The sequence below is a fragment of the Bradyrhizobium hipponense genome, assembly GCF_008123965.1.
Classification (GTDB): Bacteria; Pseudomonadota; Alphaproteobacteria; order Rhizobiales; family Xanthobacteraceae; genus Bradyrhizobium; species Bradyrhizobium hipponense.
The window spans coordinates 19,561-36,001 of sequence record NZ_VSTH01000116.1; the positions used below are offsets into that span (position 1 = coordinate 19,561).

At 63.7% G+C, this 16,441-nt stretch carries 4 protein-coding genes; 3 read left to right on the forward strand and 1 reads right to left on the reverse strand.

Going from position 1 to position 16,441, the window contains the following annotated elements; translation table 11 throughout:
• The first annotated feature begins 255 nt into the window (after window positions 1–255).
• Together FXV83_RS30380 and FXV83_RS30385 are read left to right on the forward strand one after the other, a co-directional pair.
• Window positions 256–10,338, forward strand: coding sequence for a VCBS domain-containing protein (locus tag FXV83_RS30380; protein ID WP_187436272.1), 10,083 nt, complete (start codon window positions 256–258; stop codon window positions 10,336–10,338).
• A gap of 145 nt (window positions 10,339–10,483) precedes the next feature.
• Window positions 10,484–12,715, forward strand: a complete 2,232-nt coding sequence (locus FXV83_RS30385) for a CHASE2 domain-containing protein (protein WP_148743271.1) — start codon at window positions 10,484–10,486, stop codon at window positions 12,713–12,715.
• Between the two features lie 212 nt (window positions 12,716–12,927).
• Here FXV83_RS30385 and FXV83_RS30390 read toward each other — a convergent pair whose 3' ends face one another.
• Window positions 12,928–14,523, reverse strand: coding sequence for an ABC transporter substrate-binding protein (locus tag FXV83_RS30390; RefSeq protein ID WP_148743272.1), 1,596 nt, complete (start codon window positions 14,521–14,523; stop codon window positions 12,928–12,930).
• 213 nt (window positions 14,524–14,736) lie between these two features.
• Between FXV83_RS30390 and FXV83_RS30395 the strand changes: the two genes are divergently transcribed.
• A complete protein-coding gene (locus FXV83_RS30395; RefSeq protein WP_148743273.1) occupies window positions 14,737–16,398 on the forward strand; it encodes an ABC transporter substrate-binding protein in 1,662 nt (553 codons plus the stop codon).
• Window positions 16,399–16,441: the final 43 nt, after the last annotated feature.

The following is a 16,441-nucleotide window of genomic DNA, read 5'->3' on the forward strand; positions in this document are numbered from 1 at the left end:
AAGTATCCGCAGGTTGCTCTATACAGCGGAATACATGGGGAGCAGCAAAATGCGCGCGAACAAGCGAGCTTTTACCTGCAGCTATTGCAAGAATGACTTGAATTTCGCTGGATCAGCGAGTCCAGGTGGCGTCTCCCGGGGGCTCGTCACGCTAAATCACACAAGCAATAGAGGTATCGCTAAGGACTTGGTAGTGATATGCAAGTTTAAGCGGTCGATACTTATTTAGATATTAACTCTTTTTACGGTGCCCCGTTGAATTACGCCGGCCAATTTGACGCCGCGATCTCCTTGGACGGCGAGGGTTCCCACTCGCTCGCCCATGTCCATGCCGATTCCTTTGCGGCCAAGCCTTTTATCGCAAAGGCACACGGACACGTGCCCGAGGGCGCGTTCGTTATTCCCGATCCGAACCTGATCTTTCACGGCGACTTCAAGCGCGCCGGCGCAGATCTCGTGCTGTCCCACGATGGTCGCGAGTTCGTCGTTCACGATTACTTTAGGGGCGACAAGCGCGCGGCGATCTCGTCGCCGGATGGCGCACACCTCACCGGCGACGTCGTCAATGCGCTCACGGGGCATGTGCAATATGCGCAGGCCGCGCCCGGCGCCGCCGCCGCGCAGGTCATCGGTCACGTCACCAAGCTCTCCGGCAGCGCGACCGCAGTCCGCAACGGCGTCTCGGTCGTTCTGAACAATGGCGACAACGTCGAGAAGGGCGATGTGGTCTCGACCGGCGGAGATTCGACGCTCGGCATCACCTTCATCGACGGCACGGTGTTCGGCCTGTCCTCCAATGCGCGGATGGTGCTGAACGAGATGGTCTACGACCCCAACGGGTCGAGCAATTCTTCGCTGCTCAGCCTGGTCGCGGGCACAATCACCTTCGTCGCCGGCGAGACCGCCAAGCACGGCGACATGAAGGTCGACACGCCGGTCGCCACCATGGGCATCCGTGGCACGGCGGTGCTGACCCAGATCAACTTCGTCGTTCCAGCGGGCGGCGGCGATCCGCAGCCGCAGGCGAGCTTCCAGGTGCTGGTCGAGCCGAACGGCACCACCGGCTCCTACATCCTGTTCGACAAGGTCACGCTGCTGCCGATCGCGACGGTCAACCAGGCCGGCCAGATGATCCAGATCAGCGGCGGCAACGTCTCGATCAGCAATGCGCTGATGTCGCCGGACGTGCAGAAGCTGATCACGGACGTGTTCACGCTGAAGTTCACCGACAACAACACCAATACCAAGCTGACCTCGAACTTCACCGATTCGATCACGCAGACCAGCCAAGACCTGGTGTTCAAGTCGGGGGCCGGCCCCGTCGTGATCGCGACATTCGTCAACCTCAATCCGCAGGGATCGGAGGGGCCGGGCAATTCCACGCCGTCCGCCACCCGTATTCCCGGCCAGCCGCTGGTGCAAAGCCTCGATTCCAGCGGCAATGTGAAGCAGGCGTTTTCGCTGACCGAGCGCGCGGACAAGACCGGCGATACTGCAGATTCCGACATTATTTCGGGCCAGATCCCCTTCATCGATCAGAACCTGGGCGACCGGCCGACCGTGAGCGTGAGCCTCGCCGACGCGCCGAACTACGTCTACAAGAACGCCGGCCAGCAGGACGTCACCGGCTCGCTTTCCGGGCTCCAGAAGCAGGACATCGCGGCGACGCAGATCCAGATCAGTGTCGTCGCCGATCCCGCCAACACCAACATCGGCTCGGCGGTCTGGACCTACACCATCCCCGACAACGTCTTCGACTTCCTGGCGGCCGGCGAAACGCTGACGCTGACCTACATCGTCCGCATCGACACCAATTTCGCGGTGAGCCCCGAGAGCAAGTTCATCCCGATCACCATCACGATCACCGGGACCAACGACAAGCCAGTGATCACCACCGGCCTTCCGACCATCACCTTCGAAGGCGGCACCAGCGTGCCGGGCGGCCCGCTCTCCAGTAAGGTGCCGACCTCGGGCACGCTGACCTTCAAGGATGTCGACCTCACCGACACGCATACGGTATCCGTAAAGCTGACCGGCGCCACGCTGCCGGACGGCACCGTGCCGCCGGGCCCGCTGGCGGCGTTCCAGAACGCGATGTCGGTTGCGATTGCGGCCGGCGCCGACAGCAAGGGCAGCGGTACCGGCACCATCAATTGGTCGCTGGCTGATCTGCCCGTCTACCTCGCCGACTTCATCCCGAAGGGCGAAGTGCTGACGCTGACATATACGGTGACGGTCACGGACGCCCAAGGCGCGACCGCGCAGCAGACCATCACCGTCACGATCACGGGCACCGACGCGCCTGCGGTAGTGTGGATCGCGACGGACCATGCCGGCGCTCCCTCCGGCGGTTTCTGGAAGGACGCCGCGAACTGGGAAACAGGCACGGTCCCGACCATCGATGACGACGTCATCGTCATCACCGATCAGTTGCACGGCCTGACGCCGTCCTATCCGGTGACGATCGACGCTGCGGCCTACGCCAAATCGATCACGATGAACGATTTCGGCGGCCCGCCCCCGAAAGTGATCAACCAGAGCTCGCTGACAGTCGCCGGCGCGCTCAACATGAGCGCCGATTCGATCTTTACCAACGCCGCGACCGGCACCATGTCCATCGGCGGCAAGGCCGAGATTCTGGACACGGCCGTGCTCACCAATGCCGGATATCTGACGCTCAAGGGCGGCGGTGATTTCGCCAGCGGCACCACGATCACCAATTCCGGCACGATCGAGCTGTTCGGCGGCACGCTGAAGACGCTGGCCGACATCGCCAATGCCGGCGGCATTCTCAAGACCGATGCCGGCTCCACGTTGATCATCGATACCGCGACGGTCGATGGCGGCACCGTCACCATTCTGGGCATGCTGGAGCTCGACGGCATCAGCCTGATCGAGAACGGTACGCTGAACAATTCCGGCACGGTCAACGTCAAGGGGGCGGTGGAGTTCGCCCATGAGACCGTCTCCAACACCTCCGCCGGTACGATCAAAGTGCTGGCGAATGGCTGGCTGACCATCGACCAGGGTTCGACCGTCACCAACACCGGCAACGTCACGGTCGATGCCAACGGCAAGCTGACAGTCAATGGCGCCACGATCAACGGCACCGGCACGGTCACTGGCAACGGCGAGATCGACCTGACCGGCGGCGCCGTGCTGAGCTGTGGCATCCTCAACAACAATTCCACCTTCAAGGTTAGCGGCACCGGCAACGCGCTGGACCACGAGACGGTCACGAATGCGAGCGCCGGCACGATCGAGGTGCTGGCGAATGGTGCGCTGACGATCGATCAGGGCTCGGTGATCGCCAACACCGGCAACGTCATGGTCGATGCCAACGGCAAGCTGACAGTCAATGGCGCGACGATCAGCGGCGCCGGGGTGGTGACCGGCAACGGCGAGATCGACCTGACCGGCGGCGCCGTGCTGAGCGGCGGCATCCTGAAGAACAGTGCTGTCTTGAACGTGAGCGGCATCGGCAACGCGCTCGACGGCGAGGCGATCACCAATGCCGGCACGATCGAAGTGCTGGCCAACAGCGCGCTGACGATCGACCAGGGCGCGACCGTCGCCAACCCGATCGGCAACGTCGTTGTCGATGCCAATGCGGTGCTGACCCTCGGCGGGGCCACCATCAGCGGCGGCGGCGTCAACGGCAACGGCACCATCGATGTCACCGGCGCCAGCACGATCGACGGCGGCGCGACGCTCAGCACGAGTGCAGTCATTGCCGATGCCAAGCTGACGCTGGACGGCATCACGGTATCGGGCTCGACGATCACGGACAATGCCAGCATCGAGCTCGACAATACCGTCAAGCTCGGGGGCAACGCCAAGATCCAGGGGGCCTCTGCGGCTGCCAAGGGTGCGATCACCAACGCCGGCACACTGGAGATCGTCGGCGCGGCGACGCTGCTCAACGATGTCCTTACCAACACCGGTCATAGCGTTCAGATCGACGACGGGCAGACGCTGACGCTGTCCGGTACCGAGATCACTGGCGGCACCATCGAGAATTACAGCGACGCGTTGGGCGGCACGATCGACGTCACCGGCAACAGCACGATCGACGGCAATGCGACCCTGAACAAGGGCAACGTGAAGGTGGAGAGCGGTGTTACGCTGACGCTTGGCGATGCGGCGGTGTCCGGCACCAAGATCACCAACGACGGCACCGTCAAGCTCGATGCGAGCCGGACGCTGACGCTGACTGGCGCCAGCTTGACTGGCGGCATGCTCGCCGTCTCCGGAACGCTCGATTCCTCCGGCTTCACCACGATTACCGACGCCAATATCTCGAACAGCTACCTGATCGAGGCGATCGGCGGCGTGCTGGCGCTGGTGGGAACGGCTACCACTATTACGAATAACGTCGGCGGCACCATCCAGGCCAATGGCGCCGAGCTCGATATCAACGGCGAGGCGGTCACCAACACCGGCACGCTGGCCGCGATCAATAACGGCACGCTGAAGCTGATCGCGACGGCGGTCACCAACACCGGTACGGTTTCGGTCGAATCCGGCTCGACGCTCGATCTTGCCGGCGCGACCATCAACGGCGGTACCGTCACGATCTCCGGCACACTGGAATCGACCGGCACCAGTGCTATCAACGGCGCCGATTTCACCAACAACGGCACGATCGACGTCACCAGCGGCACGCTGTCGATCGACCCGACGACCATCACCAACAATCTCCTCATTGAAGTCAACGGCGCCGGCGCGGTGCTCGATATCTCGGGCGATCCCGTCAACAACTCCGGAACTCTGGAGGCGATCAACGGCGGCACGCTCAAGCTGACTGGCCTGACGGTCACGAATCTGGACGGAATCGTTCTGGTCGGCGGCGCGTCGAAGCTTTACCTCTCGTCGGTCACGATCAATGACGGAAACCTGAACAACGCCGGCAATCTCTACAGCGTCTCGGGCTTCAACAAGATCACGGCCGCGGTCGACAACGCCGGCGGCAGCATCGAAATTCAGGCGGGCACGCTCGACCTCGCGGGCGGCCTGACCGGCGCCGGGTCGCTGATCATTGACAGCGGCGCGACGCTGGAGCTCGCCGGCGCGAATGCGCAGACCATTACCTTCGCCGGCGGCACCGATACGCTGCAGCTCGACAAGGTCGCGGGCCAGAGCTTTACTGGCACCATTGCCGGGCACTCGTTGAACGGCGGCATTTTCACGATCACGGGTGCGGCTGACATCACCAGCACCAGCGGCGACGCACTCGACTTCACCGCGTCGGGCGGCACGCTCGGCGCGCCCGCCAATGTCTTTCTCACGCCCACCGGCGCACTGACCGGCGCGGCCAATGGCGTCGTCGTCGTCCAGAACGGCACCGGCGATATCTCGCTGACGGCAGCCGGCGACATCAAGGGTCTCGCCGGCCCCGGCATCACGATGCGCGACAGTGCAACCGGCGTCGGCAATATCACGGTCAACAATCTCACCGGAAAGGCGACCGGCACCGGCGCGAATTCGGTCGGCGTCCTCGTCGAGAATTTGAACGCCGCCAACAACGGCGACATCTCGATCACCCAGCTCGGCGGCGCGGTCGGCGGCGCTTACGGCATCGATGCGGTCACACCGGGCAACGGCGACATCGCCATCAACGCCGGCGGCGTGATCACGGGCAGCTCGATCTACGGCATCCGGTCGCGCAGCTATGGAACCGGCGACCAGACCGTCACGACCAAGGTTGGCAGCGTCGTCACCTCGGGCAGCTCCGGCATCGTCGCCATCAACCGGTCGACCTCGCTCGGCGCGGCATCCGGCAGCACCATCATCGTCAATGCCTACGGCGCGATTAATTCCGGCAGCAGCCTGAACCTCGGCGGCAATCTACCGGGCGGCATCGAGGCCGGCTACACCGGTGCCACCAATGGCACCAACGCCAATACCGGCGTCAACGGCACGGTCGTCGTCAACAACCATGCCGCCATCACCGCTGCGGCCGGTTACGGCATCAACGCCTATAATTACGGGAATGGCGACGTCACGGTGAACAGCTCTGCCGGAACGGCGATTTCCGTCGCAGGCTCCCAGAGTATCGGCATCAACGCGTCTGCCTTGAGCGGCGGCACCGGCGATGTGACGATCGCGCTTGGCGCGAATGTCACCATCTCGGGCGCGACGAGCTACGGCATCAGGGCCTACAGCATCGATGCGGGCGACATCAGCATCACCCTGACGAACGGCGACAGCATCACCTCGGGCAGCTCGGGCATCGTCGCTGTCAATTTCGCGACCGCGATCGGAAGCGGCTCGCACAGCACGATCTCGGTCGAGGCGCACGGCACCATCCATTCCGGCTCGACTTCGAACAACGATGGCACCACGCCGGGTGGGATCATCGCCGGCTACAAGCCTGGCGGCATCGGCACCTTCTCGAACGCGGTCAACGGCGACGTCATCGTCACCAGCGACGCGACGATTACCGCGGATGCGGGCTACGGCATCGAGGCGTTCACCTGGGGCGTCGGCGACGTCACGGTTACGACCGGCGCGACGTCGTCGATCGCTGCGGCGGGCACCGCGATCGGTGCCTTCGATCACGGCGGTGGTGACGTTAGCGTCACCAATAATGGTTCTGCCACCGGAGCGGTCGGCATCTCCGCCATTGCGACCGGCGCCGGCGACGTCACCATCATCAATCATGGCGGTATCACCAGCACGAGCCTCGCCGGCATCAGCGTCACGCAGAACGAGGCCGGTGCGAGCGGCTCGACCTTTATCACGAATACCGGCTCGATCGTGGCGCCGAACGCCCACGCGGCGATCTACATCCAGGAGAACACGGCCGGCGGCTCCGTGCATATCGACAATTCCGCCACCGGAACGATCGGACCCGCAGTCGCCTCCAACGTGACGTCCACGACCTACGCCATCGTCGAAGCCGGCGGCGCCATCGTGATCAACAACGCCGGCCACATCAACGGCAATATCTCGGTTGCTACCGCCACATTCAATAACCAAGCGGGTGGCATCTGGACGGTCGCCGGCACCAGCGTCTTCGGCAATGCGTCCTCGATCGTCAACCATGGTGCCATCGATCTGCACGGCGCCTCGATCTCCGGGGCCGGGCTGAGCATCGAAAACTGCAACGACATCGATAGCTGGGGTACGGCGTCGATCTCAGGCACCATCGCCAACGCCGGCACAATCGAGGTCCATGACGGGGACCTGACGCTGTTCGGCTCGCTGTCGGGCTCGGGCTCGGTCACGGTCGATGCTGGCGCGCTGTTGACGCTCGAGGGCTCGGTGTCGCAGACGATCGCGCTCGCCGGCGACGGCGCCAAGCTTCAGATCGACACGTCGACTTTTAGCGGATCGATCGCGGAGTTGTCCGCGACCGACACGATCGACCTGTCGACCATCAAGTATGACGGCGGCACCTCCGCGACCTACGATTCCGTCACCGGCAATCTCGTCGTGAGCGATCTGTACGGCCACACAATCACGCTGAAGCTCGTCGGTGCTGACTACAGTGACGCGCATTTTGCCGGCAGCAGCGATGGTCACGGCGGCACGTTGATCACGCTCAATGAAGCCGACGACGCGCCGCACTTCGACGCGGCCCCGGTGGCGCAGAGCACCGGCTTCAGCGAACTCCTGAACACCACCGGTTCATCGACGACCGATCCGGCACCGGCGGCGACTGGTACGATCGAGTTCAGCGACGTCGATCTGACGGAGCGGCCGACGGCGACAGTTGCGATTACGGATCAAACGGTGACCTGGCTCGACGCAGACCACGCCACGCATCTGACGCTGACGCCCGATGAGACCGCCGCGCTTGAGCAAGCGCTGACGCTCCAGACCGCCGGCAAGAACAACGGCACGGTCGGCTGGAGCTATTCGATCGCCGACAGCGCGCTCGATTTCCTCGGCGAGGGCCAGACCGCGAAGGTCGTCTCTACCGTCACGCTTGATGACCACCAGGGCAAGACCGATACAGCCGAGGTCACGGTCACGATCATGGGCAAGAACGATGCGCCCGCGATCACGGCCGAAACGAACGACCATTCCGGCGCGGACCTGCCCGAGACGAATGCGGGACTGGCGAAGCAGGGCACGCTGACGGTGTCGGATGCCGATGCCACCGATCACGTGACGGTCGCGGTCGACCATCTCGATATCTATCTCGACGGCGTGCTCCAGACCGACTATGTCGGCGAACCCTCGAGCGCGACGCTGTTGAACTATCTGACCGTGCAGCCCGGCGACATCCTCAACGGCACCGCCACCCACGCCCAGTTCACGTGGGACTTCAATTCAGGCAGCGAGGCCTTCGACTTCCTCGCCGCCGGTCACACGCTGTCGCTGCAGTACACGATCGTGCCCGACGACGGCCACACGCCGACCGGCACCGGTAACGGCGTTATCACCTTCAACATCGCCGGCAGCAACGATGCGCCGACGCTGGGTGACGCGGCACTGGCCTCGGTCAGTGGAGATGACACCGATCCGGGTGGGACCGCGGTCAGCGCTCTCTTCACTGGTAAGTTCCACGACGCCGACGACGGCGCGAGCTTCAAGGCCGTCGCGGTCAGCACCGACAATGCCACTTCGGATCAGGGCGTCTGGCAGTACGAGATTGCAGGCACCGATCAGTGGATCGACATTGCCTGCGTCAGCGAAACTAATGCGCTCGTGCTGAGCACCGATACACTGGTCCGCTTCGTCCCGGCCAACGGCTTCAGCGGCACGCCCGGCTCGCTCGACGTTCATGCCCTCGACGATACCTACGCCGGCGGGACCAGTGCCGATTGTTCCCCGGTCTCGATCGATATCACCAGCGTCGGGATCGGCCATGGCGGCACGGCGCCGGTCTCGGACCAGGCTGCGTCAGTCAGCATCGATGTGACGGTTCCGCCCGACGTGCTGGTCGCCAACGACGACACGCTCGGCAACAACGTCCCGCCGTCTGCCGCTGCCGGCTGGTCACTCGACGCCGAGAACGGTCACTACTACCGCATCGTCACTTCGGAAGTGACCTGGGATCAGGCGAATGCCAATGCGAACGGGGACGGCGCCTATCTGGGGACCGTCACCAGCCAGCACGAGGCAGATTTCATCGCCAATCTGCCGGGCTGGGACGACGTCCAATGGGGTGTGTGGAGCGGCGGCCAGAGCCTCGACACCAATCTGCAAACGTCAAGTCACTGGACATGGGCAACAGGACCTGAGGCCGGCTCCGATTTCACCTATACCGCATGGCGGGATGGCGAGCCGAACGGTTGGGGCAGCGATACTGTCGGCTATATGGTGATCGAGGACAGGGGCGCCGACTGGAATGACGTGCCGCCGTATTTCGACAACCGCGCTTACGTCGAGGAATGGGGTGGCCAGCAGGGCCAGGTCGCATTCAAGGAGAATGTCGGGACCACGCTGACCACGGCACAGCTGCTCGCCAACGATACCGATTCCGCGGGCAATCCCATCATCGTCACGTCTGTCGGCGATCTCTCCGGTCAAAGCGCCCATGGCGGCACAGTCACGCTCAACGGCAACATCATCACCTATACGCCGGCGACCGATTATTTCGGTTCCGATAGCTTCGCCTACACGATCTCCGACGGCGTCAAGACCGCGACCGCGACGGTGTCCTTCACCGTTGATCAGGTCGGTGGACCCGTGATCGACACCGAGAGCTTACAGGTCTGGCACAGCAACGAGACCAACACCGATCTCATCACCAACCTCGCGGTCATCGACACCGATCCCGGCGCCGCGACGGATACCTTCACGGTCACGGCAGTGGCCGCGCATGCGCCTGGCAGCAGCGTCGATCCCGCCTCGGCGTCGGGTTCGCTCAGCGGCATCAATCTCGGCTTCGAGAATGGCATCACCTACGATCCGGGTCAGGCGCCGCCCGATACCGATCAGATCACGCTGACGGTCACCGATGCGACCACCGGCCGGTTCGACACCGTGAACTTCATCTTCAACGAGGCCGGCGACACGAGCCAGGGCATCAGCCTGCAAGGCACCAGCGGCAAGGACGTCATCTTCGCGACCGAAACCGGCGACACGCTCACCGGTGGTGGCGGCAAGGATCAGTTCGTATTTGCGTCGGGTTCGGCCGGGGCGGCTACGCACACCGTTACCGATTTCGCGATGGGCCTGGACAAGATCGACCTGCGCCAGTTCTCGGACGTCGGCTCCATGGGCAATCTCGCGATCACCCAGCAGCAGTCGGGCGATACGCTGATCACCTGGCACCAGCAGATCGCGCAGGACGAGGGTCCGATCACGGAGCAGGAAACTCTCCTCCTGAAGAGCGTGGTGGCTGCGAATCTCAAGGCCAGCGATTTCATCTTCCACGCCTAGTGAACGCCGGGGGCCCACCACCCCGCGCCGATCTCGACCGCGGCAAAAAATCCATAATCCCCCACCGCCAGGGAATAGCCAATCGCGCACGGACGATCCATGATCGGCCCACTGGACGTGATGCGAGGCAGGAAATCCAACCCAGATGAAACGTCTCAAGATCCTGCGGCGGTGGTTTGCACGGAAGCTCGGCTTTGCGCGGCTGATGTGCCTTGCGCTGCTGGTCGTGTTTGCCGGGCTGCGCGTCTGGGATCCGCCGCCGATCCAGGAATTGCGGCTGCGCACCTTCGACATGTTTCAGCTGATCGATCCGCGCCACAAGACGGTGCGGCCGGTCACCATCGTCGACATCGACGATAAGAGTCTGACCAGGCTCGGCCAGTGGCCCTGGCCACGCACGCGCATCGCCGACCTGATCCAGAACTTGACCAGCAACGGCGCGGTCGCGATCGGGTTCGACGTGGTGTTCTCGGAAGCCGATCGCCTCAACCCGGATCTGGTCGCGAGCCAGATGCGCTATCTGGACGAGGCCACCCGCGCCAAGCTGCGCGAATTGCCGAGCAACGACCAGATCCTAGCCGAAGCGATCAAGCGCTCGCGCGTGGTGCTGGGCGAGACCGGGCTTCCAGATGTCTTGTCCGAGCTCGACAAGTCGCTTCCGTTCACAGGTGTGGCGACGCTCGGGGAGGACGGGGCTGAACGCTTCCTGTTCGAATTCCCGGGCCTGCTCCGCAACGTGCCCGAGATCGAGAAAGTCGCCGCAGGCCGCGGCCTGTTCTCGATCAGGACCGAGCGCGACGGTCTGATCCGCCGGGTGCCGATGATCATGCGGGCACAAGGCAACATCATGCCCTCGCTCAGCCTCGAAATACTGCGGGTCGTCACGGGCACGCCGACGCTCCTGGTTAGGGCCGACAAGACCGGAATTCGGGCCATCCGCCTCAAGGGCGTGGAAATCCCGACCGACAAGAACGGCCAGCTCTGGGTGCATTACGCCCGCCGAGATCCCTCGATCTACGTCTCCGCAGCCGACGTGCTCGACAACAGCGTGTCACCGGGCAAGATCGCGGGGAAACTGGTGCTGATCGGCACGTCCGCAGCCGGGCTGAACGACATCAAGACCACGCCGGTGTCGCGGGCCATGCCGGGCGTCGAGATCCATGCCCAGGTGCTCGAAAGCATTCTGAGCGCCGCGGTGATCTCCCAGCCCAACTATGCGCTCGGCGTCGAGCTGCTCGCGGCCCTCGTCATCGGCCTTCTCGTCATCATCTTCACGCCGAATCTCGGGCCCGTGCGCCTGGTGCTTGCCGGCGCGATGTTTGCCGCCATTTTGGTCGGGGTGTCCTGGTTCTTCTACGCGCAGTACCGCTACCTCATCGATTTCACCTATCCGCTGCTGTCGACCACAGCGATCTACCTGACGCTGATCTTTGCCAGCTTCGTGCGCGAGCAGCGGCAGCGCGTGCAGATCCGCGGCATGTTCGCGCAATACATGTCGCCGGTGCTGGTCGAGCAGCTGGCGCAGTCGCCGGAAAAGCTGGTGCTCGGCGGCGAAGAGCGCGAGATGACGATCATGTTCTCCGATGTGCGCGGCTTCACCACCATCTCGGAGACCTACAAGCACGATCCGCAGGGCCTGATCGCGCTGATGAACCGCTTCCTGACGCCGCTGACCGACGTGATCATCGATCAGAAGGGCTATATCGACAAGTACATGGGCGACGCCATCATGGCGTTCTGGAACGCGCCGCTCGACGACGCCGAGCATGAGCTCAACGCCTGCGAAGCCGCGATCCAGATGCTCGAGCGGATCGACGCGGTCAACAAGGAGCGCGAGCAGGAAGCCGTTGACGGCGGGCATGTCTACATCCCGCTCAACGTCGGCATCGGCCTCAACACCGGCATCGGCGTGGTCGGCAACATGGGCTCCGACCTGAAGAAGAACTATTCGGTGCTCGGCGACAGCGTCAACCTGGCCTCGCGCCTGGAAGGGCAGTCGAAGGAATACGGCTTTCCGATCATCGTCGGCTCCAGGACCGCGCTCGCCGCCAAGGACAGGTTCGCGATCCTCGAGCTCGACTTCATCATGGTCAAGGGCAAGACCGAGCCGGAGGTGATCTACGCCATCGTCGGCCGCGCTGACGTGATGAATTCAGGCGCCTTCCAGCGCCTGCGCAACGTCACCATCGAGATGCTCGGCTGCTACCGCAACCGCGACTGGCAGGGCGCACTCGATGCGATCGAGCGTGGACGTCGCAGCGAAGATGCCGACACGCTGGAAAAGCTGTTCAAGCTCTACGAAGTGCGCATCAAGGATTTCCAGATCAATCCGCCGCCCGAGGGCTGGACCGGGGCGTATGCGCTGCTGACGAAGTAAGGCTGCGAGTGTGTGGGCTCCGCCGTTGCCCACACTCCGTCATTGCGAGCGGAGCGAAGCAATCCAGAGTGTCTCCGCTGATGCATTTCTGGATTGCTTCGCTCCGCTCGCAATGACGAGTCTGTTGAGGCGTTTGCACGCAATAGCTCGCGGCGGTCGTCCCGGCGAAGGCCGCGACGACCGCGTCCATTGAGGCGGGCGCGCAGCTTGCCTCACTCCACCCCGATCGTCGTCAGATCCTGGAACCAGTGCTGGGCCTGCACGAACTGCTTGATCTTCGGCGACAGCGCGTGCGGGTTGGTGTCGTGCACCACCCACACCAGCGCGGCGTCGTCGACGATCAGCGCGTGCGCCTGGGCCAGAAGCTCGTCCTGCTTGGTGGCATCGAAGGTCTGCTTGGCCTCGTCGATCAGCGCGTCGACCTTCGGGTTCTTGTAGCCGCCCCAGTTGACGCCGACCGGCGCGATCTGGCCGGAATGGAAGAAGCGGACGATCGCGTAGAGCGGGTCCGAGGTGACATAGGCGATGTTGTTGGCGGTGATGCCGGCGTTGATCTCATCGGCCGCGCCCTTGCGCCAATGTGTGTAGAGTGTCTCGAGCTCGACCACCTTGAAGTCGATCTCGATGCCGATCTCCTTGAAGCTCTGCTGCAAGAACTCGTTCATAGGCAGCGACAGCATCTGGCCGGTGCCGCCCTGCGCGATGATGAAGGTGGCCTTGAGCGGCTTCGCCTTGGAGTAGCCGGCCTCCTCGACCAGCTTCTTCGCCGCAGCGGGATCGTATTTCAGCTCGAAGCTCGGCTTGCCGAACCAGGGGCTCGATGGATCGACCTGGCCCTTGGCGGGCTTTGCGAGGCCATTCATCAGGCCCACCACCGCCTCGCGGTCGATCGCCAGGTTGAGTGCCTTGCGCAGGCGGATGTCAGTCCAGGGCGAGCCCGGCAGCACGCTGAGGTGATAATTCCAGACATGCGGCGTGACGTTGTCGACGAGCTTGATGCCGGCCGCCTTGAGTTGCGGCACGGCGTCCGGCGCCGGCGTCTCGATCAGATCAACCTGGCCGGCGAGCAGCGCGTTGGTGCGCGTCAGCGCTTCCGGCATCGGCACCAGCACCAGCTTGTCGACTTTGGGAATGCGCTTCTTGTTCCAGTAGTCCGGATTCTTCGTGAGCTCGGCGAGCTCGCGCGGCGCCAGCTTGGTCAATTTGAATGGGCCGGTGCCGGAGGGCTGGCTTGCGAACTTGTCCCAGTCCTTGCCGAGCTTTTCGTATTGCGTTGGGCTCGACACCAGGAACCACAGCATCTGATAGGGAAAGAAGGAATCGACCGTCTTGGTAGTGATCTCCACCGTGGAGTCGTCGATCTTGGCGTAGCTCGCGACCGAGGGCAGGCGGGTCTTCACCTGTGCGCTCTGCCGCTTGTCGAATTGCGGCGCCTTGTCGTTGAGCACCTTGTCGAGATTCCAGATCACCGCGTCGGCGTTGAACTCGCTGCCATCGTGAAACGTCACGCCCTTGCGCAGCGTGAAGCGCCATTTTGTCTTGTCTTTACCGTCGACCTTCCATTCGGTGGCGAGGCCCGGCACAAGCTTTCCCGGCCGGTCGGCGACGTCCATCTCCCAGGCGACCAGGGGATCGTAGATCGTGTAGGCCGTGAACTGGTAGGCGCCGGCGCCACGATCGGGCTGGCCGGTCGTCAGCGGTATGTCCGCCATCGAGATGCCGTAGCGCACCACCGTCTCGGCGCCCCCTGGCATTGCGGATAACGCCAGCGCAAGCACGGCGAGACAGGTCGACAGTCGGAAACGCATGGTCCAGAGCCCCCAGAAAGAGTTCAAGCGAGAATTCGAGGCCAAACTTGCAATCTTGATGCCAGAATAGGCAGCGCGGTGCCTTCGCCGACGTCGGATCACAAGGACTTGTCGTCGCAGGAGCAATTTGAAGAATAAGTTTTCCCATTGGCATAGCCATTGCATACGTTTGCATCAAATTTAGTCATTGAAAGCCGGAAGAGGACTGAGACGATGCTGATCAAGAAAAACAAGACCCGCGCGGCGCTGATCGCGTTGCTGGCGCTCGGCAGCGCGGCCGCATGGCCGCGCGTGGCCAGCGCCGAAACGGTGCTGCGCGTCGGCATGACCGCTGCCGATATTCCGCGCACGCTGGGTCAGCCCGACCAAGGTTTTGAAGGCAACCGCTTCACCGGCCTCACCATGTATGACGCGCTGACCGGGTGGGACCTGTCCTCGGCCGACAAGGCCAGCGTGGTGATCCCCGGCCTTGCGACCGAGTGGAAGGTCGACGATGCCGACAAGACCAAATGGACCTTCAAGCTGCGTCCCGGCGTCACCTTCCATGACGGCTCGCCGTTCAACGCCGATGCCGTGGTGTGGAACGTCGAGAAGGTGCTGAAGCAGGACGCGCCGCAGTTCGACGCCAGCCAGGTCGGCGTCACGGCCTCGCGCATGCCGACGCTCGCCTCCGCCAGGAAGATCGACGACATGACGGTCGAGCTCACCACCAAGGAGCCCGACAGCTTCTTGCCGATCAACCTCACCAACCTCTTCATGGCGAGCCCGGCGAAGTGGCAGCACTTCTATGACAAGGCGGAAGGCGCCGACGCCAAGGCCAAATCGCAGTCTGCCTGGACCGCGTTCGCCAAGGACGCCGCGGGCACTGGTCCCTGGAAGATGGCGGCCTTCACTCCGCGCGAGCGGCTTGAGCTGGTCAAGAACGCCAGCTATTGGGACAAGGCGCGCGTGCCCAAGGTCGACAAGATGGTGCTGCTGCCGATGCCGGAAGCGAACGCGCGCACCGCGGCGCTGCTCTCCGGACAGGTCGATTGGGTCGAGGCGCCGGCGCCGGACGCGCTGCCCGAGCTCAAGCAGCGCGGCTTCAAGCTCTACGCCAACGAGCAGCCGCATGTTTGGCCGTGGCAGTTCTCGCGTGTCGAGGGCTCGCCCTGGAACGACATCCGCGTGCGCAAGGCCGCAAACCTCTGCGTCGACCGCGAAGGTCTCAAGGACGGCCTGCTCGCCGGCCTGATGGTGCCCGCGACCGGCACCTTCGAGCCCGGCCATCCCTGGCGCGGCAAGCCGACCTTCGAGATCAAGTACGACAAGGCGGCGGCACAGAAGCTGATGCAGGAGGCCGGCTTTGGCCCGAACAAGAAGCTGACGGTCAAGACCCAGACCTCGGCGTCCGGCTCGGGCCAGATGCAGCCGCTGCCGATGAACGAATACCTCCAGCAAGCACTGGCCGAGTGCTATTTCGACGTGCAGCTCGACGTCATCGAATGGAATACGCTGTTCACCAACTGGCGCCGCGGCGCCAAGGATGCCTCTGCCAACGGCGCGAACGCGACCAACGTCACCTATGCGGCGATGGACCCGTTCTTCGCGCTGGTGCGCTTCCTGCAATCGGGCATGGCGCCGCCGGTCTCGAACAATTGGGGCTTCATCAACAACCCCAAGTTCGACGATCTCGTGAAGAAGGCGCGGCAGACGTTTGATCCAGCCGCACGCGATGCCGCGCTCGCCGAACTGCACGCGGCCTCCGTCGACGACGCAGCCTTCCTCTACATCGCCCACGATGTCGGCCCCCGCGCCATCAGCCCGAAGGTGACAGGCGTGGTGCAGCCGAAGAGCTGGTTCATCGACTTCTCGCTGGTGTCGATGACGCCGTGAGGTGAGCACGCTGGTAGGGCTCCCCTCCCCCTTGCGGGGAGGG

Excerpts from the sequence above, each read along its gene's own strand:
- FXV83_RS30385 (WP_148743271.1), top strand. The coding sequence starts at position 10,484 with ATGAAACGTCTCAAGATCCTGCGGCGGTGGTTTGCACGGAAGCTCGGC.
- FXV83_RS30390 (WP_148743272.1), bottom strand. The coding sequence starts at position 14,523 with ATGCGTTTCCGACTGTCGACCTGTCTCGCCGTGCTTGCGCTGGCGTTA.
- FXV83_RS30395 (WP_148743273.1), top strand. The coding sequence starts at position 14,737 with ATGCTGATCAAGAAAAACAAGACCCGCGCGGCGCTGATCGCGTTGCTG.